Here is a 15,713-nt window from a genome sequence, read left to right on the forward strand (position 1 = left end):
CTTGGCATCGTTGTACATACGAAAATGTTTTATTATATTGATTTAATTATTATAGATTTATTAACGTCTTTGATAGATAATTATCATCCAAATCTAATTAAGTTCCTTAAATATCAGATATAACAATGTTAATAAGCTAGCGAGAGGATATTATGGAAAAACAAAGAACACAAGCATTTAAGTGGTTCTGTGCACTAAGAGATAAGATCATAGAATCTTTCTTATTAATTGAAAAACAATCATCCGCAGAGCCAAAGATCGAAAAAAGAAAGTGGGATCGCCCAGGTGGTGGAGGTGGTGAATCTACAATTATTTTTGGCAATGTTTTTGAAAAAGTTGGAGTAAACGTTTCAAAAGTACACGGAAAATTTGCAGATTCAGCCATTAATGAAATTCCTGGTGCAAGTGAAAGTAACGGAGAGTTTTGGGCAAGCGGTATATCTTTAGTGTCTCATATGCAATCGCCCCTTATCCCTGCAGCACATATGAACACAAGGCTGATATATACTTCAAAACAATGGTTTGGTGGAGGGATGGATTTTACGCCAATATATAAAAATGAAGAAGATTGCAAGTATATTCATGAATCAATCAAAATGACATGTGATAGATTTGACACCGGATATTATCCAAAATTTAAAGAGCAATGTGACAACTATTTTTTCTTACCACATAGAAAAGAGCCGCGTGGCATTGGTGGTATTTTCTATGATAATCTGAGTTCTGGCAATTGGAGAAATGATTTTGAGTTCACAAAAGCAGTAGGTGAAGCCTTTTTGGAAATTTATTTGCACATCATACGTAAACATATACAAAAATCTTGGACAAAAGAACAACGAGAAAATCAATTAATAAAACGTGGCAGATATGTAGAATTCAATCTGTTATACGATCGTGGCACAAGGTTTGGTTTAATGACTGACGGCAATCCAGATGCAATTATGATGTCAATGCCACCACTTGTTAAGTGGTTATAGAGAGCTGCTATTAGCAGAAAATAAATCATCATAGTTTAAAGTTGTACCATGATAGTGAGCTTTTATATAGGGGGTATAATCATGGGTATAATAGATAATTTTTTAATTAAATCTGTCAAAAACAATGACATAAAAGGTGTTAAACTGACTCTAAGTCTCTACAATGCACTAAAAGGCTGGCTTTAGTGTAGAAGAAATAAAGCAGAAATATGAGCGTAGAGATTCTGGCTACGATTCTGGCTATGATTCCGATACAAAAGTTGAACAACAATTAGAATTAGGATCTAAAACTCCTAAATCTGAAATAAATTCAGTGAATATTAAATATGGAATAGAGAAAGACGTTTGCGCCATAAAATAATTGACTTTATGTGCATAATCAATATAACTTGAGTTAATTCGTATTGACTCTTTCGTCTAGTGGTTAGGACACCACCCTTTCACGGTGGTAACACGGGTTCAAATCCCGTAAGAGTCACTCAAGTAGAATATAATTAAAGTTTTGAATGGGAAAAATTAGGCTTTATTTTGAAGAAGCTTTATCACAAGGCGTGAGTTTAGCACTTAATCCACAACAAAGTCACTATATTTGCAATGTAATGCGGCTTAAGAAGTATGATAATCTCTCTCTTTTTAATGGAAAGGATGGAGAATGGTTAGGAGAAGTAGTTAATATATCGCGTAAATTAACAAAAGTTACACTCAAAGAATGCACTAAACAACAGCAATATGAGGAAAATTTATACTTATATTGTGCCATGGTAAAAAGTGGTGCTTTAGGCAACATAGTAAGACAGGCAACTGAAATGGGAGTAACCTGCATTCAATTTATTTCAACGGAACGTACAGTAGTAAAAAACATTAACCTAAGTAGAGCAAAATTACAGGCAATCGAAGCTGCGGAACAATCCGGTAGGATGAGTATACCAGAGATTTTGCCTCCTATTAACTTTTGTGAGTTACCTGATTCCCAGAGTAAAAATTTTGTTTTATGTGATGAAACAGGTAAAGCTGATAAAGTGCTGAAAGGTAAGAAAAATGTTGCTATTATTGTTGGCCCTGAAGGTGGTTTTTCATCTTATGAACTTGATCTTGCCGATAAGTTTTGTCAAAAATTGAGTCTAGGAAAAAGAATTTTAAGGGTCGATACTGCTGTGGTTGCTGCACTAACTTTCACCAATTGGTGTAGCTAGATTTTTAAATATGGCTAAGGTTTGGGCCATAGAGAAATCTGATTCAGTGTTGCACGCGCTAACTGTACAAACTCTATAGGCCGCCTGCGAAGCAGTTTGCTACTAAAGAGGAGCTAATAAAAAACATATTCTAAAATAATATTAAATCTTATATTATATTTTTTCTAAAATAAACAAATGAATCTTGCATTTTGCCTGAGTTATTGATACTCTGAGTAAAGAAGTCGGGGCGTAGCGCAGCCTGGTAGCGCATTTGGTTTGGGACCAAAGGGTCGGGAGTTCAAATCTCTCCGCCCCGATGCTAGCAGAAGTTTTAACGCTTTTAATAGTTAGAGCTTTTAAAGGCATTTCGTTCATATTGCAGTTTAACGCTCAAGTTTATAAAATAATTGACAATGTTAATTTTCTAATTTATAAATAAATTTTGAAATGATTACCGAAGGAGGTATAGAGTTTGATTGAAGTATCAGTCCATTATGGTGATGTAGGCAGAGCTCTTCCAGTATTGAAAAAAACAATTCAAAAGGAAGGAAGAGGGTTGAAAATGAAAAAACAATATCATGAAAAAAAATCAGAAAAAAGAGCTAAAAAGAAAGCTGAAGCGAGAAAAAAGAGGCACCAGCAAGAATGCAGAAGGCAGCGTTACGGTTGGTAATTTTTTAATAGTTTATCATTGGTTGTTTTATGAATATTCACGAATATCAAGCAAAAGAGATTTTGCATAAATTTAATGTCCCGGTGCCAAAAGGTTTTGTCACTATATCTGCAGAAGGAGTAAAGACTCAAGTAAGTCAATTAAAATCTGACGTGTTTGTGGTTAAAGCTCAAATTCATGCAGGTGGTAGGGGTAAAGCCGGTGGCGTAAAGCTAGCAAAGTCAGCTGAAGAAGCTCAACAGTTTGTAAAAGACATGATTGGTATGACTTTAGTTACTCATCAAACAGGGCCAAGCGGGCAGCAAGTAAGAAGAGTATATATTGAAGAAGGCTCAAGCATTAAGAAAGAGTATTACTTAAGCCTGGTAATTGACCCGAAGCTCAGTAGGCCAATATTCATATTTTCCTCAGAAGGTGGAATGGATATCGAAGAAGTGGCGAAAAATTCTCCCGCAAAAATTGTGAAATTTGATATTGATCTTGCTACAAGTTTTGATAGCAGCAAGTTAAGCAGCAGTTTTAATTTGAGTTCAGAACAAATAGAAAAAATAACAAATGTTGCAAAAAATATATATGATGCGTTTATTGCAACTGATGCGAGCCAAATTGAAATTAATCCACTGGTTGAAACAAGTTCTGGAGATTTTATTGCGCTCGATGCGAAAATTAATTTTGATGACAATGCTTTATATCGTCACCCAGAAATTATGGAACTTCGTGATTATGATGAAGAAGTGAAAGAAGAGATAGAGGCTTCAAAGTATGGGCTCAGTTACATCAAAATGGATGGCAGTATTGGTTGCATGGTAAATGGTGCAGGTCTTGCTATGGCAACAATGGATATAATAAAATACTACGGAGCAGAGCCTGCTAACTTTTTGGATGTTGGTGGTGGAGCGAGTAAAGAAACTGTAACTGAAGCATTTAAAATCATATTGTCTGATAGCAACGTAAGAGGAATTTTGGTTAACATATTTGGTGGTATAATGCGTTGCGATATTATCGCAAGTGGAATTGTTGCGGCTGTAAAAGAAATGAGCATTAAAGTTCCTCTAGTGGTTAGATTATCAGGCACTAATTTCGAAGAAGGAAAAAGAATTTTAGAAGAGTCAGGATTAAATATTATTGCTGCAGATGAACTGGGCGATGCTGCGCAGAAAATAGTACAAGAGGTGAAATAGAGTATGTCCGTTTTAGTAAACAAAGATACAAGGTTAATATGCCAGGGTTTTACTGGTGCGCAAGGTACATTTCATTCAGAGCAAGCAGTTAGCTACGGAACAAAAATGGTTGGTGGTGTAACTCCTGGCAAGGGTGGTAGCACTCACCTTAACTTACCAGTTTTTAATACTGTAGCAGAAGCCAAAGAAAAAACTGATGCGAATGCCACGGTAATATATGTACCTGCTAAGTTTGCAGCTAATGCAATACTTGAAGCAATAGATGCAGAGATAGAGCTAATAGTTTGCATTACAGAGGGCATTCCTATACTTGACATGGTAAAGGTGAAGCATGCTCTTGCTCGTTCAAAAAGTCGATTGATTGGTCCTAACTGCCCGGGAATTATTACGCCCGAAGAGTGCAAAATAGGGATTATGCCTGGCCATATCCATAAGCGTGGACATATAGGGATTATGTCTCGTTCTGGAACTTTAACTTACGAGGCAGTAGCACAAACAACCGCTGTTGGTCTTGGTCAATCCACGTGTATCGGAATTGGGGGGGATCCAGTTCATGGTATGACATTTGTCGACTGTATGGAGCTCTTTTTAAAAGATGACGATACTCATGGTATTGTAGTTATTGGTGAAATAGGTGGAAACGAAGAAGAAGATGTATCACATTTTGTGAAAACAGAAAAAACTAAAAAGCCAATCGTTGGTTTTGTAGCAGGTCAAACAGCACCTCCAGGAAGACGTATGGGACACGCTGGAGCAATCATCTCTTCCAGTGGTGGAAGTGCTGGTGCAAAACTAGAAGTTATGCGGAGCGCCGGGATTGCAATTGCTGAAACCCCTGCAGTGATTGGTAAGAAGGTATTGGAAGTAATGCATTAGTGCCTAATCTAAAACGCAGCTGTACGAACGTTGTGATATAAGGGACCAAGAATGATGTCATCCCAGTGCCCAGACACTGGGATCCAGAAGACTTAATTCTAACCAAGTGGCTGCATAATAAAGACTGGATGCCAGTGTCAAGCACTGGCATGACACCATTTGTTGTGTTTAACAAAGTTCGTACTTAGCTTCATGTTAGCTATAAACATTAAGAAATTTACCAAACGAAAAAAAAGGCAAAAGAAACCCTGGTCACTGTCTATTTTCAGTATTGGCGTTTTTTAAGTCTTAAACACTGCAATTTAGCTGCTTTTAAGTGCAACTAACCTTAGCTAAAATGTTTAAGAAATTTACTAAGCAGAAAAAAAGGCAAAAGAAACCCCGTGGTAATTAGTGTTCACTCCCTAATCCTGCAAATTGGCGTACTATACTGTCTTAAACGACTTATAAGCGCGTTTCAGCTTATATAGGTAAAAACCTAGAAATATTGTGAAGACATAAGGTGCACATAGTGCAAAAAATTAAAAATAAGACGCCAACTACGTTGTTTTCTTGCTGTTTAATCTGCACAGATGAAGATAACTGAATACCTTCAGTTTCATGATAAGGGGGCTGGCGGAGTTTGTAAAGTAATTTTTTGTAGCTCTCATGGTTTTTGGATTCTAACTAACGTCACGCGCTGGGATAACACCCTTGGTGGTAACAACTAAAGAAAAATATCAACTAGGTTTATAATCTATTACTACTGTTTTTGCAATTTTATCATAAAAAGTCTGCTTGCGCCGGTCGAATATCGCAAATATTAAAACTAAAATTGGTAAAATTATAAACCACTGAGAAACATAGTGAGTCAGCAAAAAAGAAATAATCAAGAAAACTGTCTCAGAAATACACCTTATTGCTGCTTGCATAAGAGTAGTATTTTTAAATGTGTCTGCATCTTTGATATACATACCACACAACAGTTGTCCTGGCGTACCTCCCAGTCTTGTTATCATTAATATTTCTAATACTGTACACAGCACTGATGTAAAGATTGTATAAGGAGATGTTAACTGTTCAATTTCGTCAAGAAAATTATTAACCTCATTATTGCCCAACAATGCAATGTATAGGATGAATGAAGGAAAGAAAAATATTATTTGGTCAAGTATTGCTGTTACAGTACGCCTTGTAAATCCTACATAATTTACTTTAACATTTGCTTCAGTATCCATAACCCTACCTATATTTCATAATGTCATTATATACTATAAAAGCACGTTATTAAATAATCGTAAATATACTAATTTGTGCAATACTAGCTACTTGTGCCACTCTATTATTTGAATTAACATTAAATCATTTACAGTTAGGGAAGTTATGTCAACACCAATCACAGTTGCATATGGTGATGGTATCGGACCAGAAATTATGGAAGCGGTGCTGTCGATATTGCGCGAAGCGGAAGCGAAGATCTCAATGGATATTATTGAAATAGGTGAGCGTGTTTATAGTAAGGAATGGTCTCACGGAATTTCTCCAAGTGGTTGGGAATCTATCGAAAGGACAAAAATATTATTAAAATCTCCAACAACCACTCCTCAAGGTAAAGGCCACAAAAGCTTAAATGTAGCGCTCAGAAAGAACCTAGGGTTATATGCAAATATCAGACCGTGTATTTCATATCATCCTGTTATAGAAAATAAATTCGATAAGTTTGATATCGTAGTGATACGCGAAAATGAAGAGGACGTTTACACCGGAATAGAGCATAGGCTCACTGGTGACTCTTACCAATGCACTAAAATTATTACTAGATCTGGCTCAGAGAAGATATGCAGGTATGCTTTTGAATACGCGAAAAAACACAACAGAAAAAAAGTAACTTGCCTGACTAAAGACAACATAATGAAAATGACTGACGGAACTTTCCATGCAGCGTTTGATCGCATTGCAAAGGAATACCAGGACATAAAGGCAGAACATTATATAGTTGATATTGGAATGGCACGTGTTGCCACAGAACCGGAGAATTTCGATGTTATAGTAACTGAAAATCTATATGGCGACATATTATCAGACATAGTGGCACAAACCTCTGGATCTGTGGGACTCGCTGGAAGTAGCAATATAGGTAATGAATATGCGATGTTTGAAGCGGTTCATGGTTCTGCTCCTGATATTGCAGGAAAAAACATAGCTAATCCTTCTGGTCTTTTAAATGCTGCAGTGCATATGCTAATTTACATAGGTCAAGTGGGTACTGCAAAACTAATCTACGATGCATGGCTGAAGACTTTAGAGGATGGAATACACACTGCCGATTTGTATAAGGAGAAAAGAAGTAAACAGAAAGTTGGTACAAAAGAATTTGCAGAAGCTGTTATAGATAATCTAGGGAAAAAACCTACAATATTATCTGAGCTTATAATTGGCAGTGATTTGGATAGTAAAATAAATAAAGTACAAGACAATTACGAACAAGATTACAAAGTTAAAAAGCTAGTGGGTAGTGATATAACGCTTGCTTGGGACAAATCCAGCAATTTTGATCAAATAGTAGGATTAAATAATCTGCAAATGATAGCAATATACTCAAAAGGACTGGCAATTTGGCCAAGAAGCTCAAAATCTTTAAGTGACCAAATAACCTGTAGGTTTATCGCAAATAATGAAAAGCAAGCTATTACAAATAGTGATGTAAATAACTTGCTAATCAAACTCGAAGAAAATAGCTTTGACGTGGTGAGAATGGATAAGTTGTATTTATATGATGGGAAAGAGGGGTTCTTTTCTTAATTCTTTAAAAGAGGTGTGATAAATGAAATGGATTCAAAAAAAATAGAACTAATATTTAAAAAGTTTCAACAATCAAATCCTGCGCCAAAAATAGAGCTAAATTATACCAATCATTTTACACTACTAGTTGCGATAGTTTTATCAGCACGGACAACCGATGTAAGCGTTAATAAAATTACAAGAGAACTATTTAATATCGCTGATACGCCAGAAAAGATGCTGAGTTTTGGGCAAAATGAGCTGAGAAAATGCATAAGCAGTATTGGTTTATATAATTCCAAAGCAAAAAACATAATCGGGCTCAGCAAAATATTGATTGAGCGGTACAATAGCGAAGTGCCTACTGATTTCGATGATTTGGTATCTTTACCAGGGGTTGGGAGAAAGAGCGCTAATGTGTTCTTAAATTCAGGACTTGGTATTCCAACATTGGCAGTTGATACTCATGTTTTTAGAGTGAGCAATAGACTTGGACTTGTGAGAGAAAAAGATGTGTTTAAAACAGAGCAATCTCTTTTAAATGTAGTTCCAAAAGAATACCTGCTTTATGCTCATCACTGGCTAGTTTTGCATGGTAGATATGTTTGCAAAGCGCAAAAGCCTTCGTGTGAAACGTGTATAATTCATGATTTGTGTGAGTTTGAATGCAAAAGGTATAAAGTCTAGCACACTATGACCCCTTTCTTGTCACTCCGATATTCCTTCCTTTTATCATCCGAGTAGCTGACGCTGGGATGGCTTTGTTGCATCGCTCAAGTGAAGAGAACTGGCAGTTACTGACAAAATTCATTATAAATAGCCATTTAACCGTTGAAGAAAAAATATGCCACAAAAAATGAGAGTCAGTAACTGCCATGAATATAACAAATTTCTCCAAGAAAGAGGAAGCATTTTTTGTTATATCAATGACGCCATAGAAAATTGGTACGAGAATTGTCCAAAAATGCAGGGCGGCAACTATATTTATAGTGATAAAGTTGTGATTTTGGTGCATATAATCGTCAGTTTCTTTAGAATTGGTTTAAGACAAACAGTCGGGTTTATAAAAGGGTATTTGCAACAAATAGGAAGAGATTTGGCAGTTATCAGCTATTCACAAGCATCAAGAAGGTTTAAGAAACTTAATATTAAGATAAATGATTGCAGAATTGATAAAAATAATATGGAAGATATCGAAATTGCTATGGACAGTACAGGAATTAGTATATACAACAACACTCCTGGTCACAGCAAGGAAAATAGCACTGACAGAAAATATCGTGGCTATGAGCAAACGAGAAAATTGCACGTAATGTTGAATATAAACAACAAAAAAGCCATAGCTGTAAAATACAGTAACGGTGTCTACTCTGATCACTATGGAGCTTGTGATTTGCTAAAAGAAGTTGATTTTCAGCATGCCATAAAAGCACTATATGCAGATAGAGCATGTGATAGGCACAAGTTTTATAAGTTGTGTAACGAATATGATATAAAGACAAAAATTCCACCAATAAACAATGCGGCAGAACATCCAGAAATAGATTATATGTCTGACAGGAATGCTGCTATTAGGTTAATAAAATTATACGGTGAAGATGGCATGAAAGAATGGAAAAAAGAAGTAAATTATGGGAAAAGATCTTATATTGAAGGGTTTTTCTCAAGATTAAAGCAAATATTCGGATTTAGTTTTAGGAATAAATCTGAGATAAATCGAGAAAAAGAACTGCTAATCAAATGCTATTTGCTTAATAAATTCACTGATATTGGTATGGCTAAATTTGAGATAGTTACATGAATTTACCATAAATCACCATCTCATAAAGTGTGATGCAACAAAGCCCGCTGGGATCCAGGTTGCTCATAAGCAAACTATAGTATTTTCAAAAGCGAATGATAAAGGTATAATATGTTTTTTTAAAGTAGGGAAAGCGATGGTATATAGTGTAGATTTAAGGGAAAAAGCAGTGTCTTTGGTAGAAAAAGGAAAGTCAAAGGTTGAAGTTGCAGAGGTTTTTGAGATAGACACTATATAGATGGCTAAAAAAGAAAGCTACTGGCCAAGGTCTCAAAGCGGTAAAAAGTACTGGTTTTATTCGGAAAATAGACCCAAAAATACTTGTAGACTATGTTAAAAAACACCCAGATCACACACTAGCAGAAATGAAACAAAACCTTGGCTTTGGAATAAGTGCAATTTGGTATAGGTTAAAACAGCTAAAAATAACCTTAAAAAAAGTCACATTCTATCAAGAGCGCAATCAAGAAGATAGGCAGCAATTTATCGATAAAGTCTCAAAAATAGACCACTGTAGCATTTTATATATAGATGAAGCAGGAGTTGATAATAGACTATACCGAGAATATGCATGAGCTCCAAGAGGAGAAAAAATATATGCTGATGTTCCAGGAAAAAAGTGGGAAAGAGTGAGTATAATAGGTGGATGGATTAAAAAGAAGTTTATTGCACCAATGACCTTCACAGGAGGGTGTAATAAAGATGTATTTAATGTATGGTTAGAGCGAACCACAATTGCAGCGTAATACAACCATAGTTATGGATAATGCTACATTCCATAAAACTCCCAAAACAAAGTCATTAATAGAGTCTTTTGGCTGTCATTTGCTTTATCTTCCAACATATTCACCTGATCTAAATCCGATAGAGCATTGTTGGCACACCATCAAAAGTCACCTCAGACCTCTAATGCATCAATGTACAGACTTACACCTTTTAGTTGGTAATACCATTTTAGACGTTTATCATTCGTTTTAGAAAATACTATAGTTTCATTAAGATTTTTTTTTAAACTCCTCTTGTTTACTTTTATCTTGTCCGTTATGCACTGGTCTTGGTGTGATATATGAGAATTTCATTCTTTGCATATTACGGTGTACTGTAGACTTGCTAAACCAAACTTTTCCTGAATTCTTATTCTCGTTTCTTTAATGGTAATGTTGGGATTTTCTTGTATCCATGCTTCAACTTGTTCAAGTTGGCTTTGGTTCAATATAGTTTTTCTACGGCGTTGAGGTGGAGCAAATAATTTTTCTTCTCTGCCAAATTTTAGGTCATGCAGTAAGTGCCTTTCTTGAAATGCAACATATTTTTGCTACGGCTGTTATACTATGCTTTTTTGCTGCAATTACAGCATTTAGTTTTTTTGCAACATATGCATTATTTCTTACTTTCTTCAGCATTTCTTTTGCTCACTTTTTCATCCAATAATTTTGATCTTAATGCCATTTAAACCTCGCTATTTTACTTACTCCAGTATGGCTTTTTTTCCATTATTGTCTATCCGTTACTTGTATAGAGGGAATTGGTATTAGGAGATTTATTTGACTTTCTTTTTGGTAGTTCTAAAGCTAATCGCCAATTTGAAAATAATATCGGAGTACAAAAAGAATTGTATGGTCGGTACAATAAATTCATGGATAGTCTTGGGGGCTTAGGAAAAGATGGTCCAGGAGGATTTATTAATCAAATAGCATCGCAATATCAAGGCAATCCTTACCAGCAGTTTATTAGCAATCAAATGATTGGCAACCAATTAAGAGCAAGTGGGCTTGATCAATCAAGCTATGGTCTATCTAAAGTTGCAAGTTTAAACTCTGAACTTGCGTCGCGTGGCTTGAATGACTTTATCGGTTCATCTTTAGGAGGGCTGCAAAGTCTTATCGGAGCACATGGTCTTGGTGCACAAATTGGTCAAAATCTAGGTGGTGGTTACACTTCTTACGGCAGAGCAATAAATGATCGCTGGCTAGCTATAAATCAAATGTTGGGTGAGTTTGGTAAAACTGCAGGAAAGTTTGCAATAGCGTCAGCATAGTTACTTATCTTTTGTAAATGTTATCTCTATGTCCTATCTCTGTGATAACCACTGTACGTTCTGGTTGATTTACCCTATAAACCACACGATAGTCACCTACTCTTAACCTTCTGCGCCCTTTTAAGCTATGATGTAGTGGTTCACCAAGATTTATTGGATCGACTGTAAGTCGTTCTTTTATAGCCTTTTGAACTCTTAGCCTTATTGTCTTTGGAAGATTTGGTAAATCCCTTTCAGTAACGCTCTTTAGAGACTTAATTTTATAACGTTCTAGTCCCACTTAATATCTTCAAAATCAACTGTTTCTGCGCCTTCAACATCACGCTCATCAGAAATTTTAGACACTAAAAAATCCTCGATTTCAAGCTCAATTGCTTCTTTGAGTAGTTTCTCTGCTAATTCTTGAGCAGGCTGCTTAGTGAGCTCAGCTAGCTCGGCAAGGTGCAGTAAAGTTTCTTTACTGAGAACTATATTAGCGTTTAAGTCTGCCATAAGTTTTACCAAAATCTACTACTGTAACAATTTTACAACATTTTTTTTAATTTTTCAATAAATTAGTGTATGCTGGAATTAGTTTAAAGGATGAAAAATGCTATCTCAGGAGGATATTATTTTATGCCGCAAAGATTTTGGTTTCTTTGCGTTTCAAGGCATGCTGCGAGTGTTTAATATCAGATTAAATTTAAAAAGAAAAGATGGCAGCAAAAACTATTTGTGGGTGCTGTTCAGCAGCATTAATCGCTTGGTGTTTGAAAAAGCACACAGTCAATGGTGGAACATACCACCACGCTGTGCTAAGACAACACTGGGTTTTATATTTCATGTGGCGTTTGCCCTCGGTAATAATCCAAGGGCAAAGTTTATGTATATTACGCACCAAAGAGATTTGATGCGTGAAAAAATCAATGAACTGCACATTGTCCTTGAGTCTCCATTTTACCGTCAAGTCTTTCCAAACGTAAAAGTAGTTGGTCGCAAAAGTACGCGAGTAATTAGAACTAAAGAAGGAGGTTTTGTTAATGGCTTTTCAATATCAGGGCATGTAACAGGTACAGGAGCTGGGGATAGTTCTCTTGATTTTGATGAAGGTCGAAAGTACGGTGGTTGCATTATCCTTGATGATTTACATGATGCAAGCTGCGCTTATAGTCGGGTATCGCTGATCAGTGCCTGTCAAAAGTTTGAACAATGCATAACTTCAAGGCGTAATACTGCTGATACGCCATTTTTAGTGATTGGTCAAAGGATCAGTGTTTACGACATATTTGGTTATTTAGAGAAAAAATCAGAGCGACAGTTTGAGAAGATCATAATACCTGCAGTACTTGAAGATGGCACGAGTATTGATGAGAATAGATTGCCAATGCAGGAACTTAGGATCAAGGAAAAAGCAGATACCGTCACGGAATAATTAACCGTCATACCGCGATTCATTCGCGGTATCTCTTAGCATAGATCCCGCTAACACGTAGCGGGATGACGATTGTCGATGAACCTAAGTTACTTTAGCTATAAACATTAAGAAATTTACTAAACGAAGAAAAAAGGCAAAAGAAGCCCCATGGTTGGCTAATTACTTACATTATACTTTCAAGTATGGCGTTTTTTTATTCTAAACGTTTAATAACCACGATTCAGTTGCTTTTAAGCCGCAACTAATCTAAATTACAAACGTTAAGAAATTTACTAAACAGAAAAAAAGGCAAAAGAAACCCTAGGGTAGCTAGTTATTCACTATCCATTTTTTAAGTTGGCGTTTTTTTATGTTTTAAACGCTTTATAAGCGCGTTTCAGCTTATGTGGGTAAAAAACCAGAAATTTTATAAAGACATAGAGTGCACATAGTGCGAAAAATTAAACATGAGACGCCAAATACCCTAAGTTTTTTGTCATTAACCTGCACAGATTGCGAAGATAAATAAATAGCTTCAGTTTCATGATAAGGGGGCTGGCGGAGTTTGTAAAGTAATTTTTCGTAGCTCTCATGACTTAAAAAGCTGGATTCCAGCTTCACGCGCTGAAATGACAGATTACTGTTACCTTATCTAGATACAGAAAAAAAATCTTAATACTTAACACATTTTTCATAGTACACACCGTATGATTGATAAATAAAATAATGAATAGATTTACATAATGTTTGGAGGCTACCAATGGTCAACGACAAGATTACTTTGAACTTTGAGATAGAAAAAGGCGAACCTATAGATCGATACTACTTTTCTGCACGTATGAGACTTACAGATGAAAGCAAAAATCTTTTGCGTGAGAAGCTTGGCAGTACAATTCAATTCGATAACCTAGATGATCACTTCAATCTTAACCATGAGAATTTTTATATCTACTACAATAAATATAGTGAGCACAATGGTAGAAGTGAGCTATACGTTAGGGATGATAACGGTAGATATTTAACTTCCAATCTTCCACTTAATCACTATGGATTCTCAATGGAACTATCATCTGATGGGGCGTCAATAGCAGATTATGGCTTTTATCCTCTTTATGCAATCTATAACCCAAATCACTATGATAAGGCAAAGGAAAAAGTATTTGATGATCACGGTGAATTGTCACCAATTGCATCAAATATGTTAGATAATTTTTTAAGCAACACAAATAGCTTAACCACACAAGAGATGTTTTTACAGTTGCAAAATGGAGCTACTGAAAAAGAGGAGAAATTGATAAGAGAGAAAAGACAAGCAGAAGAAGAATTAGATCAAAAGAATGAGAAATTAAAGGAGTTCATAGAAAAAGGTGAAATTACCTTGTTTAAAGTGGTAAAAGGTAATGACGTAGGTAACGGGCGTTCAGAAGTAGTTTTACAGTTTACTGCAGAAGGTAAGGGGACAAATGAAATTACCCTTGATTCCGAAAAATTCTATATAGCAGATTATGAAGATAGTGAATTCTTGCATTGTGTTAGCTCTGATTATGACATGCTACTTGATTATGAAAATTTATTTTTCGCGCTCAATCAAAGCTTCTACTCAGACTTTGAAAGTGGGTTTTATTCAGCAGACAGCACTGATCCCTATAATTACGCTAAATATTCAAAGGAACCATATTTGAGTGGTGATCAGCTATCTGAAAAATTATCTCATGAGTTGGAGAAAGATAGTAACCAGATAGATGCAGAAGTTATGTTTAGTGATCAACCTATGAACGAAGAAGTTACAGTGAAAAGTGAAGTCAAATCTAGAAAGAAAAGGGCAGTTGAAGAAGATAATGCAGAAGATACTGTAGGAAACATAAATGAAACAAATGAGGTAACCGGTGCGACGCGTTTGCACTCCGCTTCTTTATCAGGGAATTTGAATGAAGTTATCGAACTTGTAGAACATAGCGCAAATATTGACGCGAAAGATAAAGCCGGACAAACACCGCTACATCATGCTATTAAATCAGGAAATACAGAAATAGCAAAATATCTTATCGATCAAGGTGCAAATCTCAATTCTCAAGATATTTATTACGAAGGAACTGATTACTCTTGTTTTAAGACACCTTTGCACTATGCCATAAAATCGGGAAACATGGAAATAGTTGAATACTTAGTGGAACATGGTGCAAATCCTAATATTCCAGATGCTCACAATCTCAGGCCGCTCGACTATGCTATAAAGAACACAGCTTTAGTAAAATATCTTGTGGACAATGGTGCAGATATTAATATACGTAATCCGATATTCCATTTTGTTAAGCTAGGTGACCTGGATATGGTAGAATATTTAGCTCAACATGGTGCAGATCTTAATGTCAAAAACACCTCTGCTCAAACACTACTACATTATGCTATTGAACTCAAACATACAGAGATAGCTAAATACTTAATAGATCACAATGTAGATATTAATACTCGAGATATTAGTTCTGGTAAATCTCCATTACATTTTGCCATGAGCATGAAAAATATAGAGGTAGCAAATTACCTAATAGAGCATGGTGCAGATGTTAATGTTAAAGATAGTTACGGTTTAGCACCTTTACACTTTGCTGTTAATTTAGGAAACCAAGAGATATTAGAATATTGTAAGTTGAAAATGTGATATAAAAGAGGATAAGAGGGAAAGATAGCCCTACTCACTATAGGAATAGGACTATCATGGGCGTGTGCGACCGGAAGAATATTGGTACTACAACCGTTTAAATCAAGGTACACTAGCCCATCTCTCGATACGTTTGAATAGTTGCTTGGGACATATATATGCACCCGTTTACAATCTTAA

The 15,713-nt window shown here is 35.7% G+C and carries 17 protein-coding genes, 2 tRNA genes and 2 pseudogenes; 17 read left to right on the forward strand and 4 right to left on the reverse strand.

The features are described from left to right. Positions 1-152 precede the first annotated feature (152 nt). The 8 genes from hemF (at position 153) to OOK92_RS08120 (ending at position 5,070) form a co-directional block, all read left to right on the forward strand. Positions 153-977, forward strand: a complete 825-nt coding sequence (gene hemF / locus OOK92_RS08085; RefSeq protein WP_264735810.1) for an oxygen-dependent coproporphyrinogen oxidase — start codon at positions 153-155, stop codon at positions 975-977. Positions 978-1,383: 406 nt separating this feature from the next. After that, positions 1,384-1,455 (forward strand) — tRNA-Glu (locus OOK92_RS08090). Between the two features lie 28 nt (positions 1,456-1,483). Beyond that, positions 1,484-2,170, forward strand: a complete 687-nt coding sequence (locus OOK92_RS08095; protein WP_264687982.1) for a 16S rRNA (uracil(1498)-N(3))-methyltransferase — start codon at positions 1,484-1,486, stop codon at positions 2,168-2,170. A 225-nt stretch (positions 2,171-2,395) separates the two neighbouring features. After that, a tRNA-Pro gene (locus OOK92_RS08100) sits at positions 2,396-2,469 on the forward strand. A gap of 155 nt (positions 2,470-2,624) precedes the next feature. Then, entirely contained in the window at positions 2,625-2,825 is a 201-nt protein-coding gene (rpsU, locus tag OOK92_RS08105; RefSeq protein ID WP_264735811.1) for a 30S ribosomal protein S21, read from the forward strand. A 29-nt stretch (positions 2,826-2,854) separates the two neighbouring features. Next, positions 2,855-4,006 (forward strand): ADP-forming succinate--CoA ligase subunit beta, encoded by a 1,152-nt coding sequence (sucC, locus tag OOK92_RS08110; RefSeq protein ID WP_264735812.1) that lies wholly within the window; start codon positions 2,855-2,857, stop codon positions 4,004-4,006. A gap of 3 nt (positions 4,007-4,009) precedes the next feature. Further along, complete coding sequence (gene sucD / locus OOK92_RS08115) at positions 4,010-4,882, forward strand: succinate--CoA ligase subunit alpha (protein ID WP_253309325.1); 873 nt, start codon at positions 4,010-4,012, stop codon at positions 4,880-4,882. A gap of 65 nt (positions 4,883-4,947) precedes the next feature. After that, positions 4,948-5,070: a WPE palindromic element domain-containing protein gene (locus tag OOK92_RS08120; RefSeq protein WP_264735813.1), complete on the forward strand. Its 123-nt coding sequence runs from the start codon at positions 4,948-4,950 to the stop codon at positions 5,068-5,070. 531 nt (positions 5,071-5,601) lie between these two features. On the opposite strand, the gene OOK92_RS08125 is transcribed toward OOK92_RS08120, so the two are convergent. Beyond that, on the reverse strand, positions 5,602-6,099 hold the full coding sequence (locus OOK92_RS08125; RefSeq protein ID WP_264735814.1) for an RDD family protein: 498 nt from the start codon (positions 6,097-6,099) through the stop codon (positions 5,602-5,604). Positions 6,100-6,244: 145 nt separating this feature from the next. On the opposite strand from OOK92_RS08125, the gene icd reads away from it, so the two are divergent. From icd to OOK92_RS08520, 6 genes and pseudogenes are all read left to right on the forward strand, one after another. Then, positions 6,245-7,663, forward strand: coding sequence for an isocitrate dehydrogenase (gene icd, locus OOK92_RS08130; RefSeq protein WP_264735815.1), 1,419 nt, complete (start codon positions 6,245-6,247; stop codon positions 7,661-7,663). Between the two features lie 27 nt (positions 7,664-7,690). Next, complete coding sequence (nth, locus tag OOK92_RS08135; RefSeq protein ID WP_264732591.1) at positions 7,691-8,329, forward strand: endonuclease III; 639 nt, start codon at positions 7,691-7,693, stop codon at positions 8,327-8,329. 157 nt (positions 8,330-8,486) lie between these two features. Beyond that, positions 8,487-9,443 carry an IS5 family transposase gene (locus OOK92_RS08140; RefSeq protein WP_253309764.1) on the forward strand — a complete coding sequence of 319 codons (957 nt, stop codon included), beginning with the start codon at positions 8,487-8,489 and terminating at the stop codon, positions 9,441-9,443. 136 nt (positions 9,444-9,579) lie between these two features. Beyond that, positions 9,580-9,681, forward strand: coding sequence for an IS630 transposase-related protein (locus tag OOK92_RS08145; protein WP_213863610.1), 102 nt, complete (start codon positions 9,580-9,582; stop codon positions 9,679-9,681). 49 nt (positions 9,682-9,730) lie between these two features. Beyond that, positions 9,731-10,018, forward strand: a pseudogene (locus OOK92_RS08150) (IS630 transposase-related protein); the annotation flags it as partial. Positions 10,019-10,202: 184 nt separating this feature from the next. After that, on the forward strand, positions 10,203-10,421 hold the full coding sequence (locus OOK92_RS08520; protein WP_406722567.1) for a transposase: 219 nt from the start codon (positions 10,203-10,205) through the stop codon (positions 10,419-10,421). A gap of 26 nt (positions 10,422-10,447) precedes the next feature. Here OOK92_RS08520 and OOK92_RS08155 read toward each other — a convergent pair. Continuing rightward, positions 10,448-10,892 (reverse strand): annotated as a pseudogene (locus tag OOK92_RS08155) (winged helix-turn-helix domain-containing protein); the annotation flags it as partial. Between the two features lie 76 nt (positions 10,893-10,968). Here OOK92_RS08155 and OOK92_RS08160 point away from each other — a divergent pair. Next, the gene (locus OOK92_RS08160) at positions 10,969-11,481 is read left to right on the forward strand and encodes a hypothetical protein (RefSeq protein WP_264735816.1); all 513 of its coding nucleotides are present in this window, start codon (positions 10,969-10,971) and stop codon (positions 11,479-11,481) included. 4 nt (positions 11,482-11,485) lie between these two features. Here OOK92_RS08160 and OOK92_RS08165 read toward each other — a convergent pair whose 3' ends face one another. Together OOK92_RS08165 and OOK92_RS08170 are read right to left on the reverse strand one after the other, a co-directional pair. Then, positions 11,486-11,761, reverse strand: a complete 276-nt coding sequence (locus OOK92_RS08165) for a type II toxin-antitoxin system RelE family toxin (RefSeq protein ID WP_264735817.1) — start codon at positions 11,759-11,761, stop codon at positions 11,486-11,488. Continuing rightward, positions 11,752-11,973 carry a hypothetical protein gene (locus tag OOK92_RS08170; RefSeq protein WP_253309216.1) on the reverse strand — a complete coding sequence of 74 codons (222 nt, stop codon included), beginning with the start codon at positions 11,971-11,973 and terminating at the stop codon, positions 11,752-11,754. Before OOK92_RS08170 ends, OOK92_RS08165 begins: the two co-directional genes overlap by 10 nt. A gap of 97 nt (positions 11,974-12,070) precedes the next feature. Between OOK92_RS08170 and OOK92_RS08175 the strand changes: the two genes are divergently transcribed. Together OOK92_RS08175 and OOK92_RS08180 are read left to right on the forward strand one after the other, a co-directional pair. Beyond that, the gene (locus OOK92_RS08175) at positions 12,071-12,892 is read left to right on the forward strand and encodes a hypothetical protein (protein ID WP_253309217.1); all 822 of its coding nucleotides are present in this window, start codon (positions 12,071-12,073) and stop codon (positions 12,890-12,892) included. A gap of 742 nt (positions 12,893-13,634) precedes the next feature. Further along, complete coding sequence (locus OOK92_RS08180; protein ID WP_264735818.1) at positions 13,635-15,533, forward strand: ankyrin repeat domain-containing protein; 1,899 nt, start codon at positions 13,635-13,637, stop codon at positions 15,531-15,533. The last annotated feature ends 180 nt before the right edge of the window (positions 15,534-15,713 follow it).

The organism is Wolbachia endosymbiont (group A) of Rhinocyllus conicus (assembly GCF_947250775.1).
Taxonomy (GTDB): domain Bacteria; phylum Pseudomonadota; class Alphaproteobacteria; order Rickettsiales; family Anaplasmataceae; genus Wolbachia.

Coding starts and splice junctions, on each gene's coding strand:
- hemF (WP_264735810.1), top strand. CDS start 153: ATGGAAAAACAAAGAACACAAGCATTTAAGTGGTTCTGTGCACTAAGA.
- OOK92_RS08095 (WP_264687982.1), top strand. CDS start 1,484: ATGGGAAAAATTAGGCTTTATTTTGAAGAAGCTTTATCACAAGGCGTG.
- sucC (WP_264735812.1), top strand. CDS start 2,855: ATGAATATTCACGAATATCAAGCAAAAGAGATTTTGCATAAATTTAAT.
- sucD (WP_253309325.1), top strand. CDS start 4,010: ATGTCCGTTTTAGTAAACAAAGATACAAGGTTAATATGCCAGGGTTTT.
- OOK92_RS08125 (WP_264735814.1), bottom strand. CDS start 6,099: ATGGATACTGAAGCAAATGTTAAAGTAAATTATGTAGGATTTACAAGG.
- icd (WP_264735815.1), top strand. CDS start 6,245: ATGTCAACACCAATCACAGTTGCATATGGTGATGGTATCGGACCAGAA.
- nth (WP_264732591.1), top strand. CDS start 7,691: ATGGATTCAAAAAAAATAGAACTAATATTTAAAAAGTTTCAACAATCA.
- OOK92_RS08140 (WP_253309764.1), top strand. CDS start 8,487: ATGCCACAAAAAATGAGAGTCAGTAACTGCCATGAATATAACAAATTT.
- OOK92_RS08145 (WP_213863610.1), top strand. CDS start 9,580: ATGGTATATAGTGTAGATTTAAGGGAAAAAGCAGTGTCTTTGGTAGAA.
- OOK92_RS08520 (WP_406722567.1), top strand. CDS start 10,203: ATGGATAATGCTACATTCCATAAAACTCCCAAAACAAAGTCATTAATA.
- OOK92_RS08170 (WP_253309216.1), bottom strand. CDS start 11,973: ATGGCAGACTTAAACGCTAATATAGTTCTCAGTAAAGAAACTTTACTG.
- OOK92_RS08175 (WP_253309217.1), top strand. CDS start 12,071: ATGCTATCTCAGGAGGATATTATTTTATGCCGCAAAGATTTTGGTTTC.
- OOK92_RS08180 (WP_264735818.1), top strand. CDS start 13,635: ATGGTCAACGACAAGATTACTTTGAACTTTGAGATAGAAAAAGGCGAA.